At 69.7% G+C, this 25,637-nt stretch carries 18 protein-coding genes and 2 pseudogenes; 19 read left to right on the top strand and 1 reads right to left on the bottom strand.

Going from position 1 to position 25,637, the window contains the following annotated elements; translation table 11 throughout:
* Positions 1–369 precede the first annotated feature (369 nt).
* Both ACGFWE_RS00185 and ACGFWE_RS00180 read left to right on the top strand, forming a co-directional pair.
* Entirely contained in the window at positions 370–1,887 is a 1,518-nt protein-coding gene (locus tag ACGFWE_RS00185; RefSeq protein ID WP_393596735.1) for a hypothetical protein, read from the top strand.
* 154 nt (positions 1,888–2,041) lie between these two features.
* Positions 2,042–2,404, top strand: a complete 363-nt coding sequence (locus ACGFWE_RS00180) for a hypothetical protein (protein ID WP_393596733.1) — start codon at positions 2,042–2,044, stop codon at positions 2,402–2,404.
* 32 nt (positions 2,405–2,436) lie between these two features.
* Here ACGFWE_RS00180 and ACGFWE_RS00175 read toward each other — a convergent pair.
* Positions 2,437–2,691 (bottom strand): annotated as a pseudogene (locus ACGFWE_RS00175) (LysR family transcriptional regulator); the annotation flags it as partial.
* A 249-nt stretch (positions 2,692–2,940) separates the two neighbouring features.
* Between ACGFWE_RS00175 and ACGFWE_RS00170 the strand changes: the two are divergent.
* The 17 genes and pseudogenes from ACGFWE_RS00170 to ACGFWE_RS00090 all read left to right on the top strand — a co-directional run bounded on the left by ACGFWE_RS00170 (position 2,941) and on the right by ACGFWE_RS00090 (position 25,519).
* Positions 2,941–3,600, top strand: coding sequence for an NAD(P)H-dependent oxidoreductase (locus ACGFWE_RS00170; protein WP_393596731.1), 660 nt, complete (start codon positions 2,941–2,943; stop codon positions 3,598–3,600).
* 14 nt (positions 3,601–3,614) lie between these two features.
* A complete protein-coding gene (locus tag ACGFWE_RS00165; RefSeq protein ID WP_393596729.1) occupies positions 3,615–4,559 on the top strand; it encodes an NADP-dependent oxidoreductase in 945 nt (314 codons plus the stop codon).
* Positions 4,560–4,588: 29 nt separating this feature from the next.
* Positions 4,589–5,539 (top strand): alpha/beta hydrolase, encoded by a 951-nt coding sequence (locus ACGFWE_RS00160; protein WP_393596727.1) that lies wholly within the window; start codon positions 4,589–4,591, stop codon positions 5,537–5,539.
* Between the two features lie 261 nt (positions 5,540–5,800).
* Positions 5,801–6,301 carry a cupin domain-containing protein gene (locus ACGFWE_RS00155; protein WP_393596725.1) on the top strand — a complete coding sequence of 167 codons (501 nt, stop codon included), beginning with the start codon at positions 5,801–5,803 and terminating at the stop codon, positions 6,299–6,301.
* A 764-nt stretch (positions 6,302–7,065) separates the two neighbouring features.
* Positions 7,066–7,707: a (2Fe-2S)-binding protein gene (locus ACGFWE_RS00150; protein WP_393596723.1), complete on the top strand. Its 642-nt coding sequence runs from the start codon at positions 7,066–7,068 to the stop codon at positions 7,705–7,707.
* An 8-nt stretch (positions 7,708–7,715) separates the two neighbouring features.
* Positions 7,716–8,700: pseudogene (locus ACGFWE_RS00145) on the top strand (FAD binding domain-containing protein).
* A complete protein-coding gene (locus ACGFWE_RS00140) occupies positions 8,697–10,889 on the top strand; it encodes a xanthine dehydrogenase family protein molybdopterin-binding subunit (protein ID WP_393596721.1) in 2,193 nt (730 codons plus the stop codon). Before ACGFWE_RS00145 ends, ACGFWE_RS00140 begins: the two are co-directional and overlap by 4 nt.
* 163 nt (positions 10,890–11,052) lie before the next feature.
* Positions 11,053–12,156, top strand: a complete 1,104-nt coding sequence (locus ACGFWE_RS00135) for an XdhC family protein (RefSeq protein ID WP_393596719.1) — start codon at positions 11,053–11,055, stop codon at positions 12,154–12,156.
* A gap of 387 nt (positions 12,157–12,543) precedes the next feature.
* Complete coding sequence (locus ACGFWE_RS00130; protein WP_393596717.1) at positions 12,544–13,443, top strand: alpha/beta fold hydrolase; 900 nt, start codon at positions 12,544–12,546, stop codon at positions 13,441–13,443.
* A gap of 572 nt (positions 13,444–14,015) precedes the next feature.
* Positions 14,016–14,648 (top strand): RNA polymerase sigma factor, encoded by a 633-nt coding sequence (locus tag ACGFWE_RS00125; RefSeq protein ID WP_393598867.1) that lies wholly within the window; start codon positions 14,016–14,018, stop codon positions 14,646–14,648.
* A complete protein-coding gene (locus tag ACGFWE_RS00120) occupies positions 14,645–15,718 on the top strand; it encodes a CU044_5270 family protein (RefSeq protein ID WP_393596715.1) in 1,074 nt (357 codons plus the stop codon). The genes ACGFWE_RS00125 and ACGFWE_RS00120 overlap by 4 nt, the downstream gene beginning before the upstream one ends.
* Complete coding sequence (locus tag ACGFWE_RS00115) at positions 15,718–19,104, top strand: S8 family peptidase (RefSeq protein WP_393596713.1); 3,387 nt, start codon at positions 15,718–15,720, stop codon at positions 19,102–19,104. The genes ACGFWE_RS00120 and ACGFWE_RS00115 overlap by 1 nt, the downstream gene beginning before the upstream one ends.
* Before the next feature lie 339 nt (positions 19,105–19,443).
* Positions 19,444–20,859, top strand: coding sequence for an AAA family ATPase (locus tag ACGFWE_RS00110; RefSeq protein WP_393596711.1), 1,416 nt, complete (start codon positions 19,444–19,446; stop codon positions 20,857–20,859).
* 72 nt (positions 20,860–20,931) lie between these two features.
* The gene (locus tag ACGFWE_RS00105; RefSeq protein WP_393596709.1) at positions 20,932–21,300 is read left to right on the top strand and encodes an SRPBCC family protein; all 369 of its coding nucleotides are present in this window, start codon (positions 20,932–20,934) and stop codon (positions 21,298–21,300) included.
* Between the two features lie 55 nt (positions 21,301–21,355).
* Positions 21,356–22,027: a phosphotransferase family protein gene (locus ACGFWE_RS00100; protein ID WP_393596707.1), complete on the top strand. Its 672-nt coding sequence runs from the start codon at positions 21,356–21,358 to the stop codon at positions 22,025–22,027.
* 227 nt (positions 22,028–22,254) lie between these two features.
* Positions 22,255–22,986 (top strand): DUF6193 family natural product biosynthesis protein, encoded by a 732-nt coding sequence (locus tag ACGFWE_RS00095; protein ID WP_393596705.1) that lies wholly within the window; start codon positions 22,255–22,257, stop codon positions 22,984–22,986.
* A gap of 1,348 nt (positions 22,987–24,334) precedes the next feature.
* The gene (locus ACGFWE_RS00090) at positions 24,335–25,519 is read left to right on the top strand and encodes a type III polyketide synthase (RefSeq protein WP_393596703.1); all 1,185 of its coding nucleotides are present in this window, start codon (positions 24,335–24,337) and stop codon (positions 25,517–25,519) included.
* The last annotated feature ends 118 nt before the right edge of the window (positions 25,520–25,637 follow it).

Here is a 25,637-nt window from a genome sequence, read left to right as displayed (position 1 = left end):
AGCTCTCGGTCGACGCCTGGACCTGAGTGGAGAGCATCGCGGAAGAGGAGGCGGAACCGGAACTCCTGACCGGTTCCGCACACCGACCCACCGGAGATCCAGCCCGACGGGGGCGAACGGCGACGCGCCAAGGCAGCTGGCTGAGACTGAGCTTGTCGTTCAACAGCACGAGGGCCCGCGTCCCTCGAGGAGTGCGGGCCGTCGTCCTGTCGCGTGACCCCGTCGGCCACGGCGGGCCGCGCGTCCCCCCGGCGCGTGGAACCGGGGGAGTTGGCGCCCGATTCCCTCGCCCGTCCCCGCGCCGCCGGTCAGCGCTGGCGAGGAAGCCATCGGGCGGCCCTTCAGGAGGCGGGGTGACAGGATGACCCGGTGTCCGACTCTCTCCGTGAACTGTGGCTGCGCGGCATCGCCTTCAACGCGGCGGCGCCCGCCGACGTGCTGATACGCCTCCTGGACGAAGCGGCCGGTGAGGTCGGCTTGCTGATGTGCGAGGGACGCGACCTGCCCGGCGCCGTCATCGACGCGGCCCTCTATCACCCGGTCGAGCAGATCCGCCGCGCCCTCGCCCGCAACCTGCACGTCGACCCGGCGCGACTCGCTCCCTTGGCATCGGACCCTTCGGGACTCGTCCGTGCGTATCTCGCACGCGGCCCCCAGCTCGAGCCCCGGTGGGTCCGGCCCCTGCCGGCCGACATCCTCGTCACCTTCCTGACCGCCCAGGACGGAGGCGAGGACGGCAGGGTCACCGAAAAAGAGATCGAAGGGGAGCTCTGGTCCTCCCGGCAGGTCCCCCTGTCCTTCCCGCGGGACATGGCCGGTCATGACCACCCCGCGCTGCGTCTGTACGCCGCATTCCAGTGGCAGTCGCTCACCGCTGCGCAGCGCCATGCCCTGCTCGACGACCCGGACCCCGCCGTACGGGAAGCAGCCAGGAGGGGTAGCCGTCAGCTGGACCCGGAGGCAGTGGAGGCCGAGCTGCCGCCCATGGGATCACGCTACGCGGTCTCTGTGCTCAGCACCTGTGCCCTGTCACCCGCGGTCGTTGAGCGGTGCTTCGCGGCCGACGAGGTAGACCCGCTGGCCCGGAACCGCCATACCCCGGCCGACGCCCTCGCCCGGCTCGCCCGCCACCCCGATACAGAGATCCGCAGGCTGATCGCCACCCGTCCCGACCTGGGACCGGCGGCGGCGGAACTGAGACACGATCCGGACGACGACGTGCGGATGCGTGCCCGTCTCCAGCCCTCCATCCGTACCTGGGTCGAATTCAAGGAGGTCCAAAAGGTCGTCGATCACGGGGCGGACTGCACCTGCCCGATCACGCAGCCGGCCCCCGAGCCGTCGCCGGACTGGTACGCCACCTGCGCTGCGTCCGAGGAACCGGTGCTCCGCCGGGTCGCGGCGAGCTGGCCCGGCCTGCCCGCTGAGCTCGTCGGGACACTGGCGCTGGACGACGACGAGGAGGTGAGGATCCGGCTGGCCTGCCACCACCCGCTGGCTCCGCCGCACCTCCTCCTGGACGTCTTCGTGACCCGCCCGGCCCACCGTCCGCACCTGCTGACGCTGCCCGCGTTTCCCCGCACCGGCCGGACCCACCTCATCGCCCACCCGGACCCCGAGGTGCGCGCCCTGGCCGCGGCCGACCCCACCCTGCCCGAACCTCCGCTGGGAGACCCCGACGATGCCGTACGCCGGGCAGCTGCCGCCAACCCGACCCTGACACCGAAGACCCTGGAAAGCCTCCTCACCAACCTCCGCACCGCAGAGGGCGCCGCGGCCAACCCCTCCCTCCCCGTCCACCGCATGCACGCACTCCTCGACCAATGCCTGAACGGCGCCGTCACCGCGCCGACGGCGGCCCGACGCCGAGAGACGACACCCACGTAGCGATACCGGGCATGGCAACCTCGCAACTCGTCTGCAAGCGTTCCTCTTCTCACCTACGCAGCCACAGCACGGTGCTCCGGCCGGGCCCGCAGGATCTGAGCGGTGAGGGCCTCGGACACGGCTGGACGGAGCGCTGTTCGACACCGTCGCCGCCGTGGCGCCCGGCTCCCGGGCCGTGCTGCGCCGCCTGGTTGACGTGGGCGGCACCGCCTCGTTCGACGACGTCCAGGACCACTTCGCCGGGCACCCCCAGGCGCCGATCGACCTGAGGCGGATCGGCGGCACGCTCACCAGCATCCGCGCCGCAGGGTGCCGGGCCCGCCCCGACAACCGGTTCAACCTCCTTGAGCGGGACGACCGCAGGCGCATGCTGTCGCCGGGCCGCACACACCTCGTGCGGGCCACCGGGAAGGACACGACGTGGCGCCACGACGGCGATAGCGCCGAGCGTCATGGCCAGCGGGATCTCGGCGATGACCGCAAAGGGCATTGCGGTGTACCAGTCGCTCCCGGCTAGTGCGGTCATCACGTCGGACCAGGCATCGACTTGCGCCGCAGTTCCAGCGGCGTTCGGGAGTGCGTCTCCTGCCGGCGGCGCAGCACGGTGGAGGTGTGGCGGCCCAGGGCCGACCAGGTGTGCCCCACACGCAGCGGCCGGACCTCGGTGCAACCGGGGTCGAGGACGGCGGCGACGGCGGCAGCGGCCCGGACGCGGAACGCCTGCCCCGCGTCGGTCAGTTGCAGGTGGTGGGTGGAGCGCTCGATGAGCCGGACCCCGCGGTGCTCCTCCAGCGCCCTCAAGGTGCCCGGCCCGGTGTCGTGACCTCGTGAGCGCACGGTGTGGGCAGTGTTGGGCCCGACTGAGCACCGCAGAGCATGGAGGTCGGGCAGTGGCGCGGCGCAGGGTTACGAGCAGAAGGACGGCGCCGCCGCCCACGTATCCCGAGGACCGGCCATGAGCATCCCCTACCTTGCGCAACGTCGTCCTCGGCCCTCCCCGCTGACGGCGCGACAGCCCGGCCGCGAGGCGAAAGCCATGAACACGATGCCGGGATGAGCGCCGCCGCGTGGAGCCCGGTGTCGCTGGCCGTCCTGTGTGCCGGCGTCGGCTACGGGCGCCCGACTCGCCTGCTCGCGGACTGGGTCGCGGAGGCTGTGTGCCGGTCACTGGCGGCTGGTGGTTCGCGCGCCGAGGTGGAGGTGCTGGAGCTGCACCGGCTGGCGGCCGACCTGGCCCAGCACGCCACGCACGACCGCGCCAGCCTCGACCTGCGGGAGGCGATCGCGGCGGTCGTGACAGCGGACGGGCTGGTGGTGGCGACCCCGGTGCTCGCCGTATCACCGAGCGAGGTGTTCGACGCGTTCCTCGCCGCTCTCGGGCACGGAGTCCTCTCTGGCATGCCGGTGCTGCTGGCGCTCAACAGCAATTCCGACCGGCAGCCACCCGACATCACACAGGTGATGCGCAGGCGCCTGACCGACGTGCGCGCCGACCCCGTGCCCACGGTCGTCGTCGCAGGCCCCGCCGACTGGCAGGCCACGGCGCACAGCGATGCGGCGCGGCTGCGCGCCTGCATCGACCGAGCCGCCGTCGAACTCGCCGTGGCGATGCGCTCGCACAGGGCAGTGACCGACAGCACTTGCTTCGAATTCGAAGCAGATGTATCGTCTTCAACAGTTACTTCGAATTCGAAGCAACTCCGATCGCGGTGAAAGTGAGAACCCCCATGAAGGCAGTGCGTTTCCACGAGTACGGCGACCCGAGCGTCCTGCGCTACGAGGACGTGGAGCAGCCCGTCCCCGCGGCCGGGCAGGTCCGCATCCGCGTCGCCGCGACGTCGTTCAACCCCGTCGACGGCAACATCCGCGGCGGCTTCATGCAGGGACCCATACCGGTGCAGCTGCCGCACACGCCCGGCATCGACGTCGCCGGAACCATCGACGCGGTCGGCGAGGGCACCGACGGAATCGCGGTCGGCGACGACGTCATCGGCTTCCTGCCCATGGACGGCACCGGCGCCGCCGCGGAGTACGTCCTCGCACCGGCCGATGTCCTGACCCGGGCCCCCAAGAGCGTCCCCCTGGCCGATGCCGCCGCACTCCCGCTGGTGGGCCTGACCGCGTGGCAGGCACTGTTCGACCACGCCAAGCTGACGGCCGGCCAACGCGTGCTGATCAACGGGGCCGGCGGAGCCGTCGGCGGCTACGCCGTGCAGCTGGCCAAGAACGCCGGCGCCGACGTCATCGCCACGGCCGGCCCGCGCAGCAGCGAGGCGGTCACATCGGCCGGCGCCGACGAGGTCATCGACCACACCACCACCGCCGTGACCGCGGCAGTGACCGAACCGGTCGACGTCGTACTCAACCTCGCACCGGTCGTCCCGGACGAAGTGGCCGCACTCATCACCCTGGTCCGTCCCGGCGGCGTCCTGGTGAACACCACGGTGTGGATGCCCGCCCCCAGCGACGAGGAGCGCGACGTACGCGGCATCAACCTGTTCGTCCGCAGCGACACCGACCAACTGGCCCAGCTGGTAGCGCTGACCGACCGCGGCGAACTGCGCGTCGACGTCGCCGAACGGCTGCCGCTGGCCCAACTCCCGGCACTCCACGCCCGGGCCACCGAAGGCACCGTGCACGGCAAGGTCATCGTCGTCCCGCCCGTCGCCTGACTCCGCTCCTCCACCGAAAGGAAAAGACCATGGCACTCAGTCTGGATCCCGAAATCGCCCAGGCGCTGGCCCCGATGGCCGGCGCGATGGCGGACGCCACACCACCGGCAGTGGGAGACATCGCGGCGCGGCGCGCCATGTGGGAACCGATCATCGGCGCCGCGGGAACGGCCCAGCCGATCCCGGACGACGTGAAGACCAGCGAGCACCACACGACCACCGACGACGGCGCGCAAATCACCATGCGCTGGTACACCAAGGACGGCGCTGCGCCGGGCCCGGCCGTGCTGTTCTTCCACGGCGGCGGATACATCTTCGGCCACATAGACCTGTTCGACGGCCCGGTCTCCCGCTACGTCTCCACCAGCGGTGTGCCGATGCTGTCGGTCGAATACCGCCGCGCCCCCGAGCACCCCTTCCCGACCCCGCTCGAGGACGCCTACACCGCACTGCGCTGGCTGCACGCACACGCCGCCGAACTCGGTGTCGACCCCGACCGGATCGGTGTGATGGGGGACAGCGCGGGCGGCGGCATGGCCACGGCACTGACGATCCTCGCCCGCGAGCGCGGCGGCCCGAAGATCGCCCGCCAGATCCTCATCATGCCGATGCTCGACGACCGAACCACCACCCCCGACCCGCACATCGTGCCCTACCTGCTGTGGTCCTACGACGACAGCCTCACCGCATGGCCGGCCCTGCTCGGCGAGGCCGTCGGCGGGCCCGACGTCCCGGCCACGGCGGCCCCGGCCCGGCTCGAGGACGCGACCGGCCTGCCGCCGGCCTACATCGAGGTCGGCCAGCTCGACGCCTTCCGCGACGAAGACACCGCCTACGCCACCAAACTCAGCCGCGCCGGCGTGCCGGTCGAATTCCACCTGCACCCCGGCGCCCCGCACGAGTTCGACTCCATCGCCTTCACCTCCGACATCGCCCGCCGCGCCATCGCCGACCGTATCCGAGTCCTCAAATCCATCTGAGCCGGCACCGAGCGCGCTCACCCCATGCCGCAGGAGGGGTGTGCAAGCCCGTCACACAGGCGGCCCCGGCCCCTCGCTCCGTTGCCCGCCGCGATGGGAGCCCCTCGGACACCGGCGAGAACACTCTGAAGTACCGCACGGCCGGGCCCAACTCCCACTACGCGCAGCATGCGCATCGACGGCCGCGAGACTGCCGGCCTCCATGAGAGCTACCCGGCACCTGATCCTCACCTGACTGACCTTCGAAGAGACGAGACCCCGATGATCCCCGACGACGACCCGTCCCGCTCGCTGACCGTGGCGGACCCCGACGATCCCGGCACGACGTACATCTCTCTGGTGGGCAACACGTACGCCATGCTGGTCACCGGCGAGCAGACCGACGGCCGGTACTGCCTGATCGACATGCGTGTCCCCGACGGCGGCGGCCCGCCGCCGCACCGGCACGACTTCGAGGAGATGTTCACGATCCTCGAAGGCGAGATCGAGTTCACCTTCCGCGGCGAGAAGCACACCGTACGGGCCGGGTCCACGGTCAACATCCCGGCCAACGCCCCGCACAACTTCCGCAACGTCTCGGGTGCGCCGGCCCGCATGCTGTGCATGTGCACCCCCGCAGGCCAGGACGAGTACTTCACGCGCATCGGCGATGTCGTCGCGGGCAAGGACGCGCCGCCACCACAGCTGTCGCAGGAGGAACTCGCGGAGCGCCGCCGCCGCGCGGCCGAGCTGGCCTCGGCCTACCGGAGCGAATTCCTGTGACTCGCAGGGCCGGCAAACCCGACACCGGTCGGCAGGGTGAAGTTCCCCGCTGAGCTGAGCAGCAGGACCAGATCGTTCGGGGGCCATCGCCTACACCCGACCGACAGTTTCTGGCTCACTGGAAAACCGCGATCCGGTGAAACCACGTACGGGCTCACGTCGCGGCGCGATGAGCCTGTTGCGGTAAGCGGCGTTGAGTGTGAGAGGAACAGGAACAGGGACAGGGACAGGGACAGGGACAGGCCGACGGCAGCGCGAGCCGATGCGCTGGTGCCCGGTAACGGGAGCGAGCCATGTTCGACGGGAGGCTGTCGGCAGCGACAGATGCTTCCCTTGGTGCGTACCTGTACAACCGGGAGGCATCGGCACGTCCACGTTGCTGCGCCACGCCGCCCCGGCAGGCGGAACTCGCCGGTCGCAACGTGGTGCCTCAAATCGAGGAGGCCGCCGCTGCGGCGTGCGTGCAATCCGGCGACGCTTGGTCAGACGAGCACAGGACGTATGGCGGCGAAACCGCCATCCGCCCGCCGCGCGTGCCCAGTTGGCCGAGAACGGCAGCGTTTTCGGTGTGGGCAGTGCTGAGCACGAGTGAACACTGCGAGACGCAAAGACCGGGCAGCGATGCAAGGCAGGGTGGGAGCCAGACGGACGGCCGCCCACGGACCTCGATGGACCAGCCATGACCATCCTGCAGCCCCTCGAACCGCGAGAAACAGGCAGGCCGCCCGCCGAACCCTCAGCCCCCACCCCGAAGGAGAGTGAGCGTGTCCGTCGAAAATCCCGACCCCGACAGATCTCTCTCTGCCGAGGCCGCTCCGGCACCGTCTCGGCGCACGTTCATCACCACAGCCACAGCCGTCTCAGGGACCGTCCTCGTCGGCGGACTGGTCACGGCGCCGACTGCCCTCGGCGGCCAGGAGGCGGTGGCCGCCGAAGGGCCTCCTGGCGGCACCGTCCATCTGACGATCAACAGCGTCCAGCACACCGTCACCGTCGACAACCGCACCTCTCTGCTCGACCTGCTGCGCGAACACCTCGACCTGACCGGTGCGAAGAAGGGCTGCAATGCCGGAGCCTGTGGCGCCTGCACCGTCCTGGTCGACGGCCACCGCGTCAACTCATGTCTGACCCTGGCCGTCCGGCTGGACGGCGTCGAGGTCACCACCATCGAGGGGCTGGCCGACGGCGACCAACTGCATCCGCTGCAGCAGGCGTTCATAGATCAGGACGCCTATCAGTGCGGCTTCTGCACCTCGGGCCAGATCGTGTCCGGTGTCGGCTGCATCAAGGAAGGCCACACCGGAACGTCCGACGAGATCCGGGAGTGGATGAGCGGGAACCTCTGCCGCTGTGGCTGTTACATCAAGATCGTTCGTGCGGTCGAGCAGGCCGCAGGCCAGAACTGAGGTGGACGATGCACCCCTTCACCCTCACCAAGGCGTCCAACACCACGGAAGCCCTCCAGGCCGGTGCGCGCGGCGGCCGGTACATAGCCGGCGGCACCACCCTCGTCGACTTGATGCGCGAAACCGTGGAGCGCCCTGATGTCCTGGTCGACATCACCGCTCTGCCGCTGCACGATGTGACCCGCACCGAGGACGGCGGCTTGCGCATAGGCGCCTTGGTCCGCATGGCGGAAGCCGCAGCACACCCCGCCATACGTGACAGCCACCCGGTCATCTCCCAGGCACTGGAGCTGAGCGCCTCCGGCCCAGTTGCGCAACATGGCCACCATCGGCGGGAACATGATGCAGCGCACCCGCTGCACGTACTTCCGGGACGTGAACGCCGACTGCAACAAACGCGAGCCGGGTTCCGGCTGCGCCGCACTGAACGGCTTCAACCGCAGCCACGCGATCCTCGGCACCTCCGACCACTGCGTGGCCACACATCCGTCCGACCTGGCTGTGGCGCTCACCGCATTGGAGGCGAGCGTCCACGTGATGGCTCCGGACAAGGGCAGGCGCACCCTCCCCATCACCGACTTCCTGCTTCAGCCCGGCAGCACGCCAGAGCTCGAACAGGCGCTCCGGCCAGGTGAGTTGATCACCTCGGTGGAGATTCCCGCGCTACCCCGCCCGCTGAAGTCCGGGTATCTGAAGGTCCGCGACCGCCAGTCCTACGAGTTCGCGCTGACCTCGGCCGCGGTGGCCCTCCACATCCGCGGCGGAACGATCCTCGATGCGAAGGTCGCCGCCGGCGGTGTGGGCACGGTGCCCTGGAAGCTGCCGGCCGTCGAACAAGCCCTCATCGGCGAGCGTCCCTCCGCCCGGCTGTGGCACAAGGCGGCAGGCCACGCGGCGGAAGGCGCGCACCCCCTCAGGCACAACGGCTTCAAGGCCGAGCTGCTCAAACGTACCGTCGAGCAGCAGCTGCGCACCGTCGGAGGCACTTCATGAGCCAGCCACAAGCCGCCGTCGGCGCGTCCGTGGCCCGGGTGGACGCACGGCTGCGGGTCACCGGGAAAGCGAAGTACGCCGGCGACAACAACCCCGACGGCGTCGTTCACGCAGTCATCGTCGACAGCAGCGTCGGCCGCGGCCGCATCACCGCGGTCGACGCAGGTCATGCCCTCGCCCAGCCCGGCGTCCTTGCCGTCATCAGCCACCTCAACGCGCCCAGGCTCCCGCCCGTCGAAAGCAACGGCTACCCACCGGGCAAGCCGCTGAGGGCCTTCCAGGACGACCAAGTGCGCTTCTTCGGACAGCCCGTCGCGGTCGTGGTGGCCACGGCACTCGAGGTCGCCCAGCATGCAGCGAGCCTGATGCGGGTCACCTACGACGCCGAGCGCCCCTCGACCGACATGAGCGCGGCGCCTCCCGCCGACGACCCCGAGACCTATGCGCGGGGCGACGCGGACCAGGCGCTGAAGTCCGCTGACGTCCAGCTCGACCTGTCGTACCGGATGGCCCGCCAGCACCACAACGCGATGGAACCGGCCGGCATCGTCGCCCGCTGGGACGGGGACAGGCTCACCCTCTGGGAGAAGACCCAGGCGGTCCAGTTCGCCGCGTTCAACATGGCGGCCGAATTCGGGATACCGCCCGAGAACATTCATGTCATCTCGCCCGTGCTCGGCGGTGCCTTCGGCAACGCCTTCCGTACCTGGGTGCACTCCGTCATCGCGGTCATGGCCGCCCGCCAGGTGGGCCGTCCCGTCAAACTCGTCCTCACCCGCAAGCAGTTGTACTTCGGGATCGGCTATCGGCCCGCGTACTCATACGGGCTTCGGATCGGCAGCGACCGGCGGGGCCGTCTGACCGCTGCCGTGCACGACGCCGCCTCCGAGACATCCAGCTATGAAACGCACCTGGAGGACACCCTCGTCCCCGGGCGGATGCTCTACAGCACGCCGAACGTCAAGCAGATCCACCGGTCCGTCCCCCTCGACGTCAACACACCGACGTGGATGCGTGGCCCGGGATACTCCAGCGGCGCCTACCCCCTGGAGTCGGCGATGGACGAACTCGCCCATGAACTGGGCATCGACCCGATCGACCTGCGACTGCGCAACGAACCCGTGGACGACCAGTCCAACGGTCTGCAATTCTCCACCCGTCGCCTGCGCGAGTGCTACACCACCGGCGCCCGCGCATTCGGCTGGAAACGGCGGAGCGTGAAACCTGGCTCCACGCGCGACGGCGACTGGCACCTCGGCATGGGCATGGCCGCCGGCGCATACGACACCCAGCGCGCCGCAGCCCAGGCTTCCGTGCGGCTGAATGCCGACGGCACCGCCCTGGTCCAGTCCGCGACCAGCGACATGGGGCCCGGCACGGCCACCTCCATGACACAGCTCGCCGCCGATGCCCTGGGCCTGACCATGCGCCAGGTGATTTTTCGACTCGGCGACTCGACCCTGCCTCCGGCCCCGGGACACTTCGGATCGCAGACCATGGCGAGCGTCGGATCCGCCGTACAGGACGGTTGCGACAAGCTGCGGGAAAAGGCCATCGCCCTCGCCGTCACAGACGCAGGCTCTCCGCTGTACGGGGCCGACCCCGCCAAGGTCGAGGTGCGCGCCGGCCGGCTGTACGTGAAGGACGCCCCGGGGCGAGGGGAGACGTACCAGCGCCTGCTAACCCGCAACAACTCCACCCACCTCGAAGTACTCGGCTCATGGACTCCGCCGGAAGGACCCGCACGGTACTCCCTGTACGCCTACGCGGCGACGTTCGCGGAGGTCGCCGTGCACGCCCGGCTCGGCTTGGTACGGGTCCGGCGCATGCTGGGCGTCTACGACGCCGGTCGCATCATCAGTCCCGCACTCGCCGACAGCCAGGCACTTGGCGCCATGATCGGGGGACTGGGCACGGCCCTGCTCGAACACACGGTCACCGACCATCGCGACGGCCGGATCGTCAACGCCAACTTCGCCGACTACCTGATTCCGACGCATGCCGACATACCTGATATCCAGGCGGTCTACCTCGCCGGCGGCGAGGACCGCATAGCCGACCCGATCGGCGTGAAGGGACTCGCCGAGATCGTCTGCGTCGGCGTCACCCCGGCCATTTCCAACGCCGTCTTCAACGCCACGGGCAGGCGCATCCGCGAGTTGCCCATCACTCCCGAGCAACTGCTCTGACTCCTCCGGGGGGTGCCTCTCCCGCGGGTCACCCCGACTTCCTCGGCGCCCGGGGCCGACGACGACTCGGCCCCGGGCATGAACGCCGCCGCCACGGACATCTCCCCGAGGGGAGCATGCCGGTGGCCCGACACTCCAACAATTCACCGCACGGGAGCCCGTCATGCTCAATATCGCGGACACACTGCGCCAATGGTGCCGCGAAGCAAGCCCATTTGCCCTGGCCACCGTCGTCGACGTCAGCGGCAGCGCTCCCCTGCCTCGTGGCACCGCGCCGGCGGTGGACAGGAACGGCAACGTTGTCGGTAATGTCTCCGGCGGCTGCGTCGATGGGGCCGTGTACGACCTGTGCCGGGATCTGTTGGCCACAGGCGGCGCCCCTGGCCGCGTTCGGTTCGGCTATTCCGACGACGACGCCTTCGCCGTCGGCCTGACGTGCGGCGGCGAAACAGAGGTTCTGGTGCAGCGCGTCGACCCTGCCGCCGAGCAGCACCTCGGCACAGCACTCGACCACGTCCTCCGGGGCCGGTCCGCGGCTGTGGCCCAGGTAGTGGACGGCCCTCAGCACCTCCTCGGCCGCACCCTCTCCGTGGCCGGCGACAGCGAGGAACACCACGGGACCCTCGGTGGCACGCGCGAAGACGAGGCCGTCGCGTCGAGGGCCCGCGCGCTGCTCCGGGCAGGCCGCACAGCAAGTGTTGAGATCGGCGGTGACGCCTCCACCTGCCCACAGCGGTTGACCATCCTGGTTCATACTCACGTCACCCGCCCCCGCATGCTGATTTTCGGCGCTGTCGACTTTGCCGTTGCCCTCAGCCAGGTCGGCCACTTCCTTGGTTACCACGTCACTGTCTGCGACGCCCGCTCGGTTTTCACCTCGCCCGCCCGTTTCCCCCATGCCGACCAGGTTGTCGTGGACTGGCCCCACCGCTACTTGGGGCGCACCGAGGTCGACACGCGCACTGCGATCTGCGCTCTGACCCACGACTCCAAGTTCGATGTGCCCCTGCTCCGCCGGGCCCTGGCTCTCCCGGTGGGCTACGTCGGTGCACTGGGGTCGCGGCGTACCCATGAGGAACGCCTGAGGCGATTGCGTGACGCCGCGGTTCCGGAGGACCGGCTCGTACGCCCGCACTCACGGCGCCACGGGCCTACCCCTGTCACAGGGCACCGGACCCATCCACCAAGCCGTCCGGACGGCGGACCGAACATTCGAAGAGGAGTCCCCGTCTTGATCCCGTACGGAACAGCGCAGATAGAAGACTGAACGAACAGGCGCCGGCGGGTGGGCCCAGGCTCCGTCGTTCTCGCGATCGGCCGGGAATGATCACCTGGGTCCGAGGGTCGCCAGTGGCCGGACCATGTCTCGCCCATGATGGCGCAGACCCTCGGCGACGCAGTCCGGTTCCCGGCGACCACCCCGCGAGCCCCCAGTTCCTGAAGCCTCATCGAACCGGGTAAATCGCCGACGCAGCCATCTCGGCCGGATCGACGTCGTGGTCTCCAACGACCAATCTCACGGCTTCGATCCAGCTCGCCCTGGCCGCTGCCCCGCATCTGCGCCGCCGGTTCTGGCCGAGCCCGCCGCCGACTCCGCCGGCCCTCACGGACAGAAAATCCCGGTCTCCATCTTCGACTCACCCCAGGTGGTCCCATGAGCGACGAAACGCCCCTCCCCGACGGATTCGAGAGCATCACCGTCACGGCGAACGGAACCGAGCTGCACGCAGTGGTCGGCGGGTCCGGTGCCCCCGTACTCCTGCTGCACGGCTGGCCCCAGACATGGCGGGCCTGGCGCCACCTCATGCCGACCCTCGCCGCGGACGGCTACCGCGTCATCGCTCCCGACCTGCGCGGCACGGGTGCCTCCGACCGTCCCCCGAGCGGATACGACAAGGACACACAGGCGGAGGACATGCGCGAACTCCTCGCACAGCTCGGCATCCACGGCGGCGTACGCGTCGTCGGGCACGACATCGGTGGCATGGTGGCCTTCGCCTACGCCCGCCGCCACCCCGAGGAGGTCGACCACCTCGTCCTCGTCGAACTCGCCCTACCCGGCTTCGGCCTGGAGCAGGCGATGGATGTAGCCTCCGGCGGTCTGTTCCACTTCGGCCTCTTCATGACCGAAGAACTGCCAGAGCTGCTCATCGAAGGCCGGGAGAGCGACTTCCTCACCTGGTGGTTCGACTGGTTGTCCGCGGTACCCGGAACCTTCCCGCAGGAAGAGGTCTCCACCGTCGCCTCCTCCTACCGCGGATACGACGCACTGCACGCCGGCTTCGCGCACTACCGCACCCTCCTCGAGGACGGCCGCGTCAACCGGGCCTGGCACGAAACCGGAGGAACCCTTCCCATGCCCGTACTCGCCGTCGGCGGCGAGCACAGCACAGGCGCCCGACTCGCCGGCAGTCTGGACACTGTCGCGACGAGGCTGACCGGGGCGGTGATTGCGGGCAGTGGCCACTTCGTGCCGGAGGAACGTCCCGACGCCTTCGCCCATGAGCTTCTCCCGTTCCTGTCCAGCCCACCCCGACCCGCCGGGCACGTCTGAAGACACACACCGCCGGTACTGCAACGGTGCTTGCCGTGACTGCGGGAGTGTCTGATCAACGGCGGATCCGATGATCAAGGAGACACGCCTGATGACGGAGACCGCCGTGGAGAACGAGCAGGCCGGCAAGAACAACGGCAACAGCCGCAACGGCACCCGGGCGAAGACCGTGTGACCGACGTCGGCTCGGTCGGGGTGAGGGTGCCCCGCGAGATTCCCTCCTTGCCGATCGGACAGGCCCTGGCCCTTCTGTAGGAGGCCGACACTGCTCGGACGATCGAGCGGACCACGGCGTGGCTCGGCGCTGCCACAGAATTTCACCGCCTTCACAGCCATCGCCTGCACCCTGGTTGGCTACCGTCGTCTCGCCAAGTGAGCCAACCTCTCTTCGGGTTGCGGAGATTCGTCATCAGGCCCGGATCGACGTTGTCCTGATCCGCGCGGTGTCCCGGCTTGACAGTGATGTGCGGGTTGGCCGCTTCCTTGGTACGGAGGTGACTCCCGGGGCCGGTGTGACGCAGGCCACGGGAACTCGCCCCCACTCGCAGTCAGTTCAGGACGTGACCACAGATATGCGAACCCGGGTGCGAACTGGAGATCCGGACGCCTTCGCGGAACTTTTCGACGCATACGCCCGTGCGGTGTACAACCATGCTTTCCGGCTGACCGCCGACTGGTCCGCGGCCGAGGACGTCATGTCGACCACGTTCATGGAGGCGTGGCGGCGTCGTGCGTCGGTCGAGGCCGACGGAGGCTCGCTGCGGCCGTGGCTGCTGGGTATCGCGACCAACGTCGCCCGCTCCCAGTACCGCAGCAACCGGCGCTACCGGAACGCGGCCGAGGCGGCGGCAGCCGCTGGCGCCGCGGAGGAGCAGGTCGAGGACCATGCCGAGGAGACCGCCGGACGGCTTGACGACCGGCGTCGGATCGCCGCCACGCTCACCGCACTCAGTCTGCTCAAGCGCCCCGAACGCGAGGTCCTGACGCTGTGCCTGTGGGAGGGCATGGAGTACTCCGAGGCCGCCCACGCCCTCGGCGTCCCCGTCGGCACCGTCCGTTCCCGGCTCTCCCGCGCCCGCGGCAAGCTCCGCAAGCTCGCCGACGCGGAACTGCTCAGTAAAGAACGGGAACCCACCACCGCGAACCGGCAGATAACAGGTGATCGCGGATACGTGATCCGGTCCGCACAGGAAGGAAACCGATGAACGCCAGCCCCTCCCAGCCAAGCCCGGCTGAGTGGACGGAGACGCAGGGTCTTCTGCCCTCCGTCGAGCGGGATCTGCCGGCGGGCCGTCACCAGTTCCACAAGGAGCAGATGATGACCCAGATCCACGAAGACCTCCGCACCGACCGCACCAACACCCGCCCGGCCCTCGCCTCGCGGCGCCGCAACCTGTTCCTGCGCCGTGCGATCCTGCTCCCCGCCGCGGCCTTCGCCCTGGCCGGCGCGGTCGTGGCCGGCGTCGCCCTGTCCGGCGGCAACGGCGGCGGCGAGACCGCCCTGGCCACCGGCCCCGCGCTGACCACCCAGATCGGCGCCGCCGACGCCAAGGGCGCCCCCCAACTGCTCGACCGCATCTCCCTGGCCGCCGCCGATGTCTCCGGACCCACCCCGCACGCCGGCCAGTTCGTCTACATCGCCTCCAAGGTGGCCGGCACCTACCCCCACACCGTTGACAACAACACCACGGTGGTCAGCCAGAAGCTGCACTCCCGCCAGGTCTGGAACTCCCTCGACGGCAAGAACGGCTGGCTGATCGAAGCGGGCGAGACGAGCGACCAGGGCATGACCCTGTCCAGCGACATCCCGATCGACTCGGCCTACGACGCCCTGGTCAAGCTGCCCACCGACCCCGCCCAGCTCCTGCAGCGGATCTACCGGGACTCGGACGCCGTCCGGGACCACGAAGTGCCCCGCGACCAGGCGGCCTTCGTCGCCATCGGTGATCTGCTGACCGAGAGCTACCCGCCGGCCGATCTCACCGCCGCCCTCTACAAGGCCGCGGCCAAGATCCCCGGGGTGGTGGCGGTGGACGACGCGGTCGACGCCGTGGGCCGTCACGGGGTGGCGATCGCCCGGCAGAACGACGCCGCCGGCGAGCGCACCGAGTGGATCTTCGACAAGAAGACCCTGCAGTTCCTCGGCGAGCGCAACGTGGTGGTCAAGAAGGTGGCGGACAGCCCGTTCAAGGTCGGCACCGTCACGTTCACCAGCGCGATCACGCAGCGCGCCATCGTCGACGCCAGCAAGCAGGTTCCGGGGCGGGCCGCCTGATGCGTATCGGATCCTCATCGGCGGCGCTGGCCGCCCTGCTGGTCGCCGGAGTGATGACCGGCGTCTCGGTGACGGACACCGGCACGGGGCTCGGGCTGCGCACCGCCGACACGAACACCGCCTCCGAGTTCGGCGCGCGGACCGCGGGGGCCTCCACCGCCGCAGCGGCGGGCGCCGGTTCCCCGGCCCGGTTCGTCACCCTGATCACCGGCGACCGGGTTCGACTGGACGCCCGGGGCCGGGTGACCGGCGTGCAGCGGGCGCCGGGACGCGAGGACGTCCCGGTGTCCGTCCGGCGCCTCGGCGGCAAGCAGTACGTCCTGCCGGCCGACGCCACCGCCCGCATCGGCCAAGGCACCCTGGACAAGCGGCTGTTCGACGTCAACGCCCTTACACGCGCCGGATACGACGACACCCGGCGCGGCACGCTCCCGCTCATCGTGACGTACGACGGTAAGGGCGCCCGACGCAAAGAGACCCAGAAGTCGCTGGTGGCGGACGCGCACGTCACCGTGCGCCGGAACCTGCCCAGCGTGGGCGGCGCCGCACTCACCGTGCCCAAGGCCCAGGCCGGCGACGCCTGGAAGACCCTTACCACCGCCTCGGGAGTCGCCCGGGTCTGGCTGGACGGCCGGTTCACGGCACGGGCGGTGCAGGGAGAGGCCGGCGGCAACGTCACACAGATCGGCGCACCCGGCGCCTGGGCCGCCGGGTACGACGGCAAGGGCGTCAAGGTCGCCGTCCTGGACACGGGCGTCGACACCACCCACCCGGACCTCGCCTCGGTGGTCACGGAGTCGAAGGACTTCAGCGGCACCGGCAGCACGGACGACCGTAGCGGCCACGGCACGCATGTCGCGGCGACCGTGGCCGGCTCGGGGGCCAGATCCGGCGGCCTGTACAGGGGCGTCGCGCCCGGCGCCGAGATCCTCAACGCCAAGGTGCTCGACGACAGCGGCGAGGGCAGCGCTTCCAGCATCATCGCCGGCCTGGAGTGGGCCGCCGCACACGGCGCGAAGGTGGCCAACCTAAGCCTCGGCCAGAGCGACACCCCGGGGAACGACTCGGTCGAGACGGCTGTGAACGCCCTCTCCAGGAGCACCGGCATGCTCACCGTCGCCGCGGCGGGCAACGAAGGTCCCGGGCCCAGGACTCTCAGCTCCCCGGGCACGGCGGAGTCTGCGCTCGCGGTGGGCGCGGTCGACGGCAAGGACCGTATCGCCGACTTCTCCAGCACCGGCCCGACCGCCGACAGCGCGCTGAAGCCTGACCTCACCGCCCCGGGCGTGGACATCGTCTCGGCGAAGGCGGCACACGGCGAACTGGGCGACCCGGCGGCTGACGGCTACGTCTCCATGTCGGGTACGTCGATGGCGACGCCGCATGTCGCGGGGGCCGCCGCGATCCTGGCACAGCGGCACCCCGAGTGGACGGGAGAGCGGATCAAGCAGGCACTGACCGCCTCCGCCGCCCCGACGGCCGGCCTGACCGGCTATCAGCAGGGCACCGGCCGGGTCGCCGTGGCGCCGGCGCTCACCCAGACCGTGGTGAGCCAGCAGACCTCGGTGTCCTTCGGCGAGCAGCGGTGGCCCCACTCCGACGACCAGCCGCTCACCCGGCGCGTCACCTACCGCAACGACGGCGACGGTCCGGTCATCCTGGACCTAGCCGCCACCGCGACCGGCCCGTCCGGGCAGACCGCGCCCGAGGGCATGTTCAGGCTCAGCGCCTCGCACCTCACCGTCCCCGTGGGCGGCACCGCGAGCGTCGACCTCACCGCGGACACCCGCACCGAGGCGGCGGACGGCACGTATTCAGGCGCGGTCATCGCCGCCGAGCCGGGCACCGAAACGGTCGTACGGACGGCTTTCGGCGTCGTACGCGAGGCCGAGGCACACGATCTGACCCTGAAGTTCCTGGACCGCGGCGGAAAGCCCGTCAGCTCACCGCTGACCGAGATCTTCGGCCACTCGGGCGACTACTGGACCACGGAACTGAACGACTCGCAGCAGATCGCCAAAGGCGTCTACAAGGTGCGCGTCCCACGGGGTGACTATGTCGTCGACACGGTGATGTCCGCAGCCGAAGGCGGAACCGGAGCCGAGGGCACCACGGCCCTCGTCCGGCCGAAGCTCTCGATCACCAGGAACACGACGGTCACCTTCGACGCCCGCAAGGCCAGACCGGTCGACATCACTGCGCCGAGGGGTGGCGGGAAGATGCTGGACGGCTGGCTCAACTTCGGCGTGGGCGCCGGAAGCGAGGCGCACAACACGACTCTGTTCTGGGGCCCGTTCACGAATCTGCGCACCGCGACGCTGGGGCCGGCCGCGACGCCCGGGAAGCTCAGCACGCAGCTCGGCGGCCTGTGGCAGAAGGGCAGCACCACCTACAACCTCCTCTACAACCTGCCCGACCGCTTCCCCACCGGCTATCGGCACACCGCGCGGATGAGTGAACTCGCCCTGCTGAAGCGGCACTTCGGCTCCTCCGTCGCCCACCGCAAGGGCATCGTCAACCCCCTGTGGCACGGGCCCTCCCTGTCGCTGGGCACGGTGAGCGCCCCGTTCCCGCTTCCGGCGACGGCGAAGACCTACGTCACCACACCCAAGGGCTTCCGCTGGACGGTCGGCCTCGGCCAGAAGGACGCCTCCGGGGACGATGACGACGTGTTCTACGGCGCGGAGAGCCCGGTGTCCTACCGGGCGGGCCGGACGTACGAGTCGACGTACAACGTGGGCGTCTTCAGCCCGCTCGTCGGCGGCGCGTACGGCGCGCGGCGCAGCGGTGACACGCTCGACCTGTGCGTCCCCGACCTGGCCGACGGCGCCGGCCACCCGGCGTCCTCCGTGGCCGCACGGCACACGAGGGTCACGGCGGGCGGCAGCACCCTCCTCGACAACGACGGCGACCTCTGCCAGACCGTCGACAACCTCCCGGCCGGGCCGACCCGTTACACGATCCGCACGGACCTGACCCGCCCGGCCACGGTGGCCGCAACCACCAGCCGCCTCACCGCGGCCTGGACCTTCACCTCGAAACACACGTCACAGCAGCCGGGTACCTCCACCCCCCTCCCTCTCTCCACCGTCCGCTTCCATCCCACCCTCACCCCCACCGGCACGGCCGCCTCCGGCCGCCGCACCACGGTCCCGCTCTCCATCGAGGGCCCGGCCGCCAAGCACCTGAAGTCCCTGGTGGTGAAGGTCTCCTACGACGCCGGAGCAACATGGTCCGCCGCCCGCGTAACCACCGACCACGGTAAGAAGACCCTTGCCATCACGCATCCGGCCAAGGCCCGCTCCGTCTCCTTCAAGACGACCCTGACCGACACCGGGGGCAGCACCTACTCGGCGACGATCCTGAGGGCGTACCTCCTCACCTGACCCACCGCCTCCGTGGCCGCCGGTCCGGGAGCGGCCCTCGGACTGATCGTCACGTCACTGACCGGCGGGCACCCCACTCCTTGAACCGGCGGCTTCACGCCCGGAGAAGAACAGAACCGAAGGAGAGATGGACATGGACGAACGAGCGGAAGCTCCGGGCGAGGAGACCGAACCGCAGGAGTCGCAGGAGTCGCAGGAGGCGATCAGGACCGCCCTTCGGGAGGCCTGGACGGCAGGGGGGCCGACAGAAAGGACGGACAGGAAGCGGGGCCCCCGTCGCGTCCGCCATGGGTCGTCGTGCAGTCTCGCCGAGTAGGGCTGGGCTCCCGGCGCCGAGGCGTGGGCCGCGAGGAGCCCGGATTGGGTGTGGTGGGTTTGGTGGATCGGCTGGCGGAGGCTCGGGCCGGTGCGTTGGTGGGAAGGGAGCGGGAGCGGGGGGTGCTTGACCGGATGCTGTCGGGGGCGCGGGATGCTCCGCTTGTGGCGTATCTGCACGGTCCCGGTGGTATCGGGAAGTCTTCGCTGGTGCGCTATGCCGCTCGGCAGGCGGAGCTGGCGGGGCGCCGGGTGGTGCGTGTGGATGGACGGTTCCTGGACGCGGATCCGCGCCGGCTGGAGGAGGCGGCCGCTGCGGCGTGCGTCGAACCCGGTGTGGTGCTGCTCATCGACACCTTCGAGCAGTGTCAGCCCCTGGAGGCGTGGTTGCGTGAGAGTTTTCTGTTGCGGCTTGCCGACCGGGTGATCGTGGTGGTGGCCGGCCGGACTGCTCCCGACGCCGAGTGGTCGCTGGATCCCGGGTGGGCGCAGCTGTTCACCGCACTGCCGATGCGGTCGCTGGATCCCGCCGAGTCCGATGCGCTGCTCGCGGCGCGGGGTGTTCCTGCCGAGCAGCGCGGTGCCTTCGTGGCCTTCGCGGGGGGCAGCCCGCTGGCTCTGTCGTTGGCCGCCTCTGTGCCCCCGGCCGCGCCGGGTGCGCCGTGGGAGCCCACGGGCGACACCTTGACGAGCCTGGTGGAGCGGCTGGTGGGTGACCTGCCCAGCGCCGTCCATCGGCGCGCCCTTGAGGTCGTTGCGCAGGCGTATGTGACCCGCGAGCCGCTGTTGCGCGCGGTATTGGGTGACGAGGACACCCATATGGTGTTCTCCTGGCTGCGTCAGTTGCCGTACATCGAGGTCACACCGGAGGGGCTGTACCCGCATGATGCGGTGCGGGCGACCCTTGAGGCGGATCTGCGCTGGCGGGATCCCGAGCGCTACGACGATGTCCGCGCCCGCGTCTCGCTCGCCGGTCTGCAGGCCGTGCGGTCCGCCACCGCCGACGACGCGCTCTTAACCGCCCCCGTGAGGGGCCCGGGCGATCAGCTGCCGCGCGCCGCGTTCGAGGAAGGCGTGCTGGAGGCGCTGCGCACCTGGCACACCCCGCGCGAATTCGCGACCAGTGTCCTGGTGCGTTCCCATCTCGTGGCGCCGGGTTCCCCCGATCCGGTCGCGGAGCTGCGCGGCGCCATCACCACGGCGCTCGACGCGATACAGACCGACCCGGCGGGCGTCAAAGCCCACGAGGCCCTCACCACCACCTACATCACAGCCCCCCGCACCCACAAAGCCGCCGCCCGACGACTCGGGGTGCCCTACGGCACCTACCGACGCCACCTCGCCCTCGCCAAGGAACGCCTGATCGAACAACTGCTGCGACAACCGGCCACGACACCCGTCACACCAGTTGCCGGTGGAGTGACCCGTGGGCAGCGCTGAGCACGGTTGAGCAGCCCACATGTGTGTCTCGGGCAGACGCCGGCCGCGATGCTCGTGGCATGACCAAAACAAGTGTCCCGATCACCGTCTTCGCCCGTACAACGTCCAGCCCCGCCCACACCTACCAGCTGGTTCACCGACGGCTCCAAGGCCGACGAGCGGCTTACCGAGATCGCGGAGGGGCACGGGTTCGCCCACGAGCTGAGTGGCTTCACCAACGTGCTGGCCAAGCTGACCTCCGGGGTGCGCGGCGAGTGGTCGTTTCTGCCCGATGGCACCGGCACATCGATCCGGTGGACCTACGACTTCCGGCCGCTGCCAGGGCGCCGCTGGATCCTCGCGGGGCCGTTCAAGCAGCTCTGGATCCGCTACATGCGCGCTGCACTCACCAGGATGGTGACCGTGGTGCAGGAAACGCCCAAGGACATCATGGGGGAGTGAGCGACCTAGCGCGGGTGGGGTAGCCGGAGAACTGCCTGTGTTTGATGATCAGGGGATGCGTCCGCTGAAGCACGGCTACACCAACCGCACCGTCGGCGATGGCGCCGTCGTGGAAAAGACGTACGAGGGCCCCGAAGCTGACCTCAGGTTCCGTCGTGAGCACGCGCTGCTGACCCGGTTGCAGGGCCGGTTGCCCGTGCCGCCGGTACAGGGAACGACGGAGGCCACGCTCACTCTGGGCTTCATGGCCGGTGCGCCTGGCCAAGAACTTCTTTCCACCGGTCAACCAGAAGCTGTGTTGGCGAGCTGTGGGGAGTTGCTGCGACGTATCCACGGAATCGCACCGAGCGTGCTGCCGGAAGACGCGCCCAGAGCGGAGAAAGTGCTTGTGCACGGTGACTTCGGGCCCAACAATGTGCTGCTCGACCCCGTCACCTTCGAGGTCACCGCAGTGGTCGACTGGGAGTTCGCCCACCTCGGCGACCCGGTCGAGGATCTGGCCTGGTGCGAATGGATCGTGCGCACCCACCATCCTGAGCACCGCATTGCACTCAACTCCTTCTTTCGGGCCTACGGCGGGGAGGTGCCGCCCTGGCCGGTCCGCAGGGCGGCCATGCTGACCCGGTGCGAGGAGCTGCGGCAGTTCTGCGACCGGTGGGAGCCGAACGGTCCGGGCGTGAGGCTATGGCAGGGGCGTGCCGCAGCCACAGCGGACTGGCAGGAGTAGCCCGCTATCAGGGCACCGGCAGAGCAGGCCGAGACTGTGGATGCCAGCGGAGCGCAAGCACTGCCGATTTTCGGGCTCTGGCTCACTTTCTGTGGAGGGCTGACTGAGCGTGATGTCAATGGCCCCCCAGGCTGTGAGCAACGGACAGTCGGAGTCACGTGCCCACGGCCTCGCTGCGACGCCTGATCGCCGTTCTCTTGGTGGCGTCGCGACGGCAGACTATGAAGGTGGACTCTGACCTTTACCCTGATCTGGCTGCTGCGGGCAGCCTGACCGCAGCGCTGGAACAGCTGGCGGCCGAACTCGGTACCGACCTCACAGTGGTACCCGGCGACTGGGGCCCATTCGTTTCGGCGGGCATCGCCTCGTCGGTCCCTGAACGCAAGCCGCTATCCGTTCACATCGGGGCGGAGAGCCGCTGGTTCGGTGTCTCCGGCTGGAGTCACGGAGTCGAACTCATCACCGGAGCCACGTCCGAGCTGGCGAATGTCGTCAGGGCCGGAGCGGCATGGGGGCAGGGCAGGAGCCTGCGGGAGCTGCGGGCGGAGCTGTCGTTTCTGCGCTCCAGCAAGCGCGCCGAAGCTTACGAACGGGGACCGGCCGCGGTAGTGGAGCTGCAGTGGCGCACAATGGGGGAACAGGCGGCCGAGGAACTGGGTTTCACAGGGTTCGGCGAACTCGTGGAAGCGGCTCATGCAGAATCACGGCTGCGACAGCTCTATGTATTCTCCAGCCACTGGACGCTCGGCTTCAGCTCCTGCACTGGATACCCGTTCCGCAATGAGGTTGCCATCGTCCCGTCACGCAGTGGCAGCCCATTCCGGGTGAAGAGGCATCCGCTCTCCGATGACGTTCTCGGCGAAGCCGCCACAGCCGAGGAAGCCGTCGCCCTGGCAGTGCGCCACCTCCCCACCGATCTCGGCCCGGCCGTCGCGGGAACTGCCGAACAACATGGATGACGAGCGCAATTGAGTCACGAACCGTCACCGGCCCCGTGGCCAGATCCAACTGGCCGTCCGACAACGGTCTGACCTGCGGTTCACGAGTAGAGCAGGACGCGCTTGCGGAGGAGGGGAAAGCCGGCGCGGCCGAACATCTGGCGTTTGCGCTGCATACAGCCTGACGGTTGTGGTCCTGGCCGTCGCGGATGTCGCCCGGAACCCGGGCGCCGGCCTGATGCCGCAACCGCAGCGCGACGACACCCTTTGCAGCGCCATGGGAAGAAGTCGTGCAGGACACGATGGAGATCTACAGCCGGTTGTTCTCACGTGTCGCCGCCAAGAACGCGGCACTCGCCAGAGGTCGGCCAACTGTTCGAGCACTTGTCCTCAACCGATCTGGCCGACGTGAGCCGCCTCATCAGCGGGGCCCGTTCCCTCTTCGCTGCCGCCGAGGCGGCAGAAGAAGCCCGGGACGACGCCGCGGCGTACCTCGCCGTGTGACTCCATCCTGGGCTTCACCGGTTTCCAGCAAATGGCCGGTCTGGCTGCGGACGCCTTGGGAGTTGGGGAGACTCCTTGCGGCGACGAACTTGAGCGGCGAACCTTCGGCCGTTCATGACCGGCCGTGGAGCCGGTCGTACTCCGCGACCTTCGGCTCGTTGTCCAACCAGTATTCGGGACCTGGTGGCAGACGCGTGTCACGGACGACGGCAGCCTTCGGATCCACTGGAGGGTATGCCAGGAACGGACTTGGCAAGCGGTCACGTTCCTGCGGCGGTGCCTGACCGAAGCTGGACCGGGCGGCCCAGTCCTGGCCGCGGCCCCGTGCCGGTGGTCGTCGGTCGGCAGGTCGCCAGCGGGCTCGCGCAGGTCCGGTGTGGCCGCGACTGCTGTCGGGACTCTTCCCCGGCCCGTGAGTTCGACGTACTTCTTCTCGCCCCGCTCCTCGCGTTCCGTACCAGGGGCACCCTGGGTTCGACGAAGTCGTACAACCGCGTCAGGACCCGGGACACCGCGCCTATGGGTGTGGGAGCCTACGGATCGGCACCACCGGCTCCTCGTCGTGGAGGACAGCCAGGCCGTGGTGAGCCGCGGTGGCGGTGATGGCGAGGTCCACCGGTGGCATGTCAGGTCGGCGCGGCAGCGCGTCGGCCCCTCTGCAGCAGTGTGCGCCGTGTCACGCATCGCACAACCTCCCAAGTTGCCCAGATCACAGCGCAAACGCCCCTGTGGCATCCATGCTCGAAACGGACATGGAGTCCCTAACCGGCGCGCATTGTCATGGACTTGGGTGAATAGCTCACAAGTGATCTGTGGCACAGCGTCCGTGACAATTCATCTCGTTCTCTGTAGAAAGGCGCCAATCATGGCCGCTTACCTGTGCCCGCCTGCCGTGATACACGGCAAGCACGCCGTGCGGACCAGTCAGATTGTGGACGAAGTGCGCGGTCGGCACCCGAACGCGGTGTGGGCGCCGCGGATCGACGGCATCGCGGCCAGTACGGGCATCGAAACCCGTGGCTGGATGCTGCCGTTGGAGGCCGCCGTCGCGCCCGGCAGCGGAAGCGGCCTGCCGGCCGCCGGCATCGGGCCGGCCCGAGAGGCGCTGGCCGGTGACGGGTTCGCCGAACAGGACGTGGATCGCGTGATCGCAGCCCTTGAGGCGATACCCGCGCCGCAGACCGTCCAGGAACGCACTGCGCCGGCCTGGTCGGCAGTGCAGTCCTACGGTGAGCGTGCGGCGCGCGGGGCCCTGCAGATCGCCGGGCTGGACGCCGCGGACGTCGACTGTCTGATCACCAGTCACTCCACCACCCCGGCGCTGCCGGGGCTGGACGTCTCCCTCGCCAACAGACTCCCGCTCCGGCGCGACGTGCTGCTGCTGCCCGCCACGCAGTGGGCGTGCATAGCCGGGACCCGTTCCCTGGCGCTGGCGGCGGATCTCGTGGCCGCGGACCCCGACCGGGTGGTCCTGGTCGTGATCGCGGAGGCACTGAGCACGACGTACCAGCCCGCGGACGACACTCTGGAATCCCTGATCGTCCGATTGCTGTTCGCGGACACTGCGGTCGCCACGGTGGTCACGGGCCGCCCGAGGCCCGAGTCGACGCTGCGGCTGGACACCGCCTGGCACCACACTCTGCCCGGCACCCAGGACCTGCACCGCCTGGAGACACGGGAGGACGGCACCCACTTCGTGATGGACCGGCGCGGGCCGCGCGCCGTGCAGGAGACGGTCACCGCCATGTGGGAGTGGTTGCGCCTCCGATACCAGGACGACCCCGACTCCTGGCACCCCGACCTTCTGCTCGCCCACCCCGGCGGGACGCGTGTGCTGGAGTACATGGAGCAGACGATGCCCGACGGGTGGCCGTCGGGGCTCCTGCGCTACAGCCGGGACAGCTACACCAGCGGCAACCGCGGAGGCGCCGCCGTGTTCGACATCATGCGGAGGGCATACGACGCCGGGCAGAAGGCGGGCAGCCGTGCCGTCCTGTACGCGGCTGCCCCGGGCCTCACGGCCACCGCCCTGGAAGGGGAGTGGCTGTAGTGCGGACTCGCGCCCCTCGTAACGCCGGTGCCGCCGCCTGACGAACAGCTCCCGCGCCGCCCGGCCAAGCGCCCCGTCACCACCCGGCGGAGCCTCGCCACCAGCCCGCTGACGCCTC

The organism is Streptomyces sp. NPDC048523 (assembly GCF_043199815.1).
Classification (GTDB): domain Bacteria; phylum Actinomycetota; class Actinomycetes; order Streptomycetales; family Streptomycetaceae; genus Streptomyces.
This window is presented reverse-complemented; position numbering and strand designations above follow the sequence as displayed.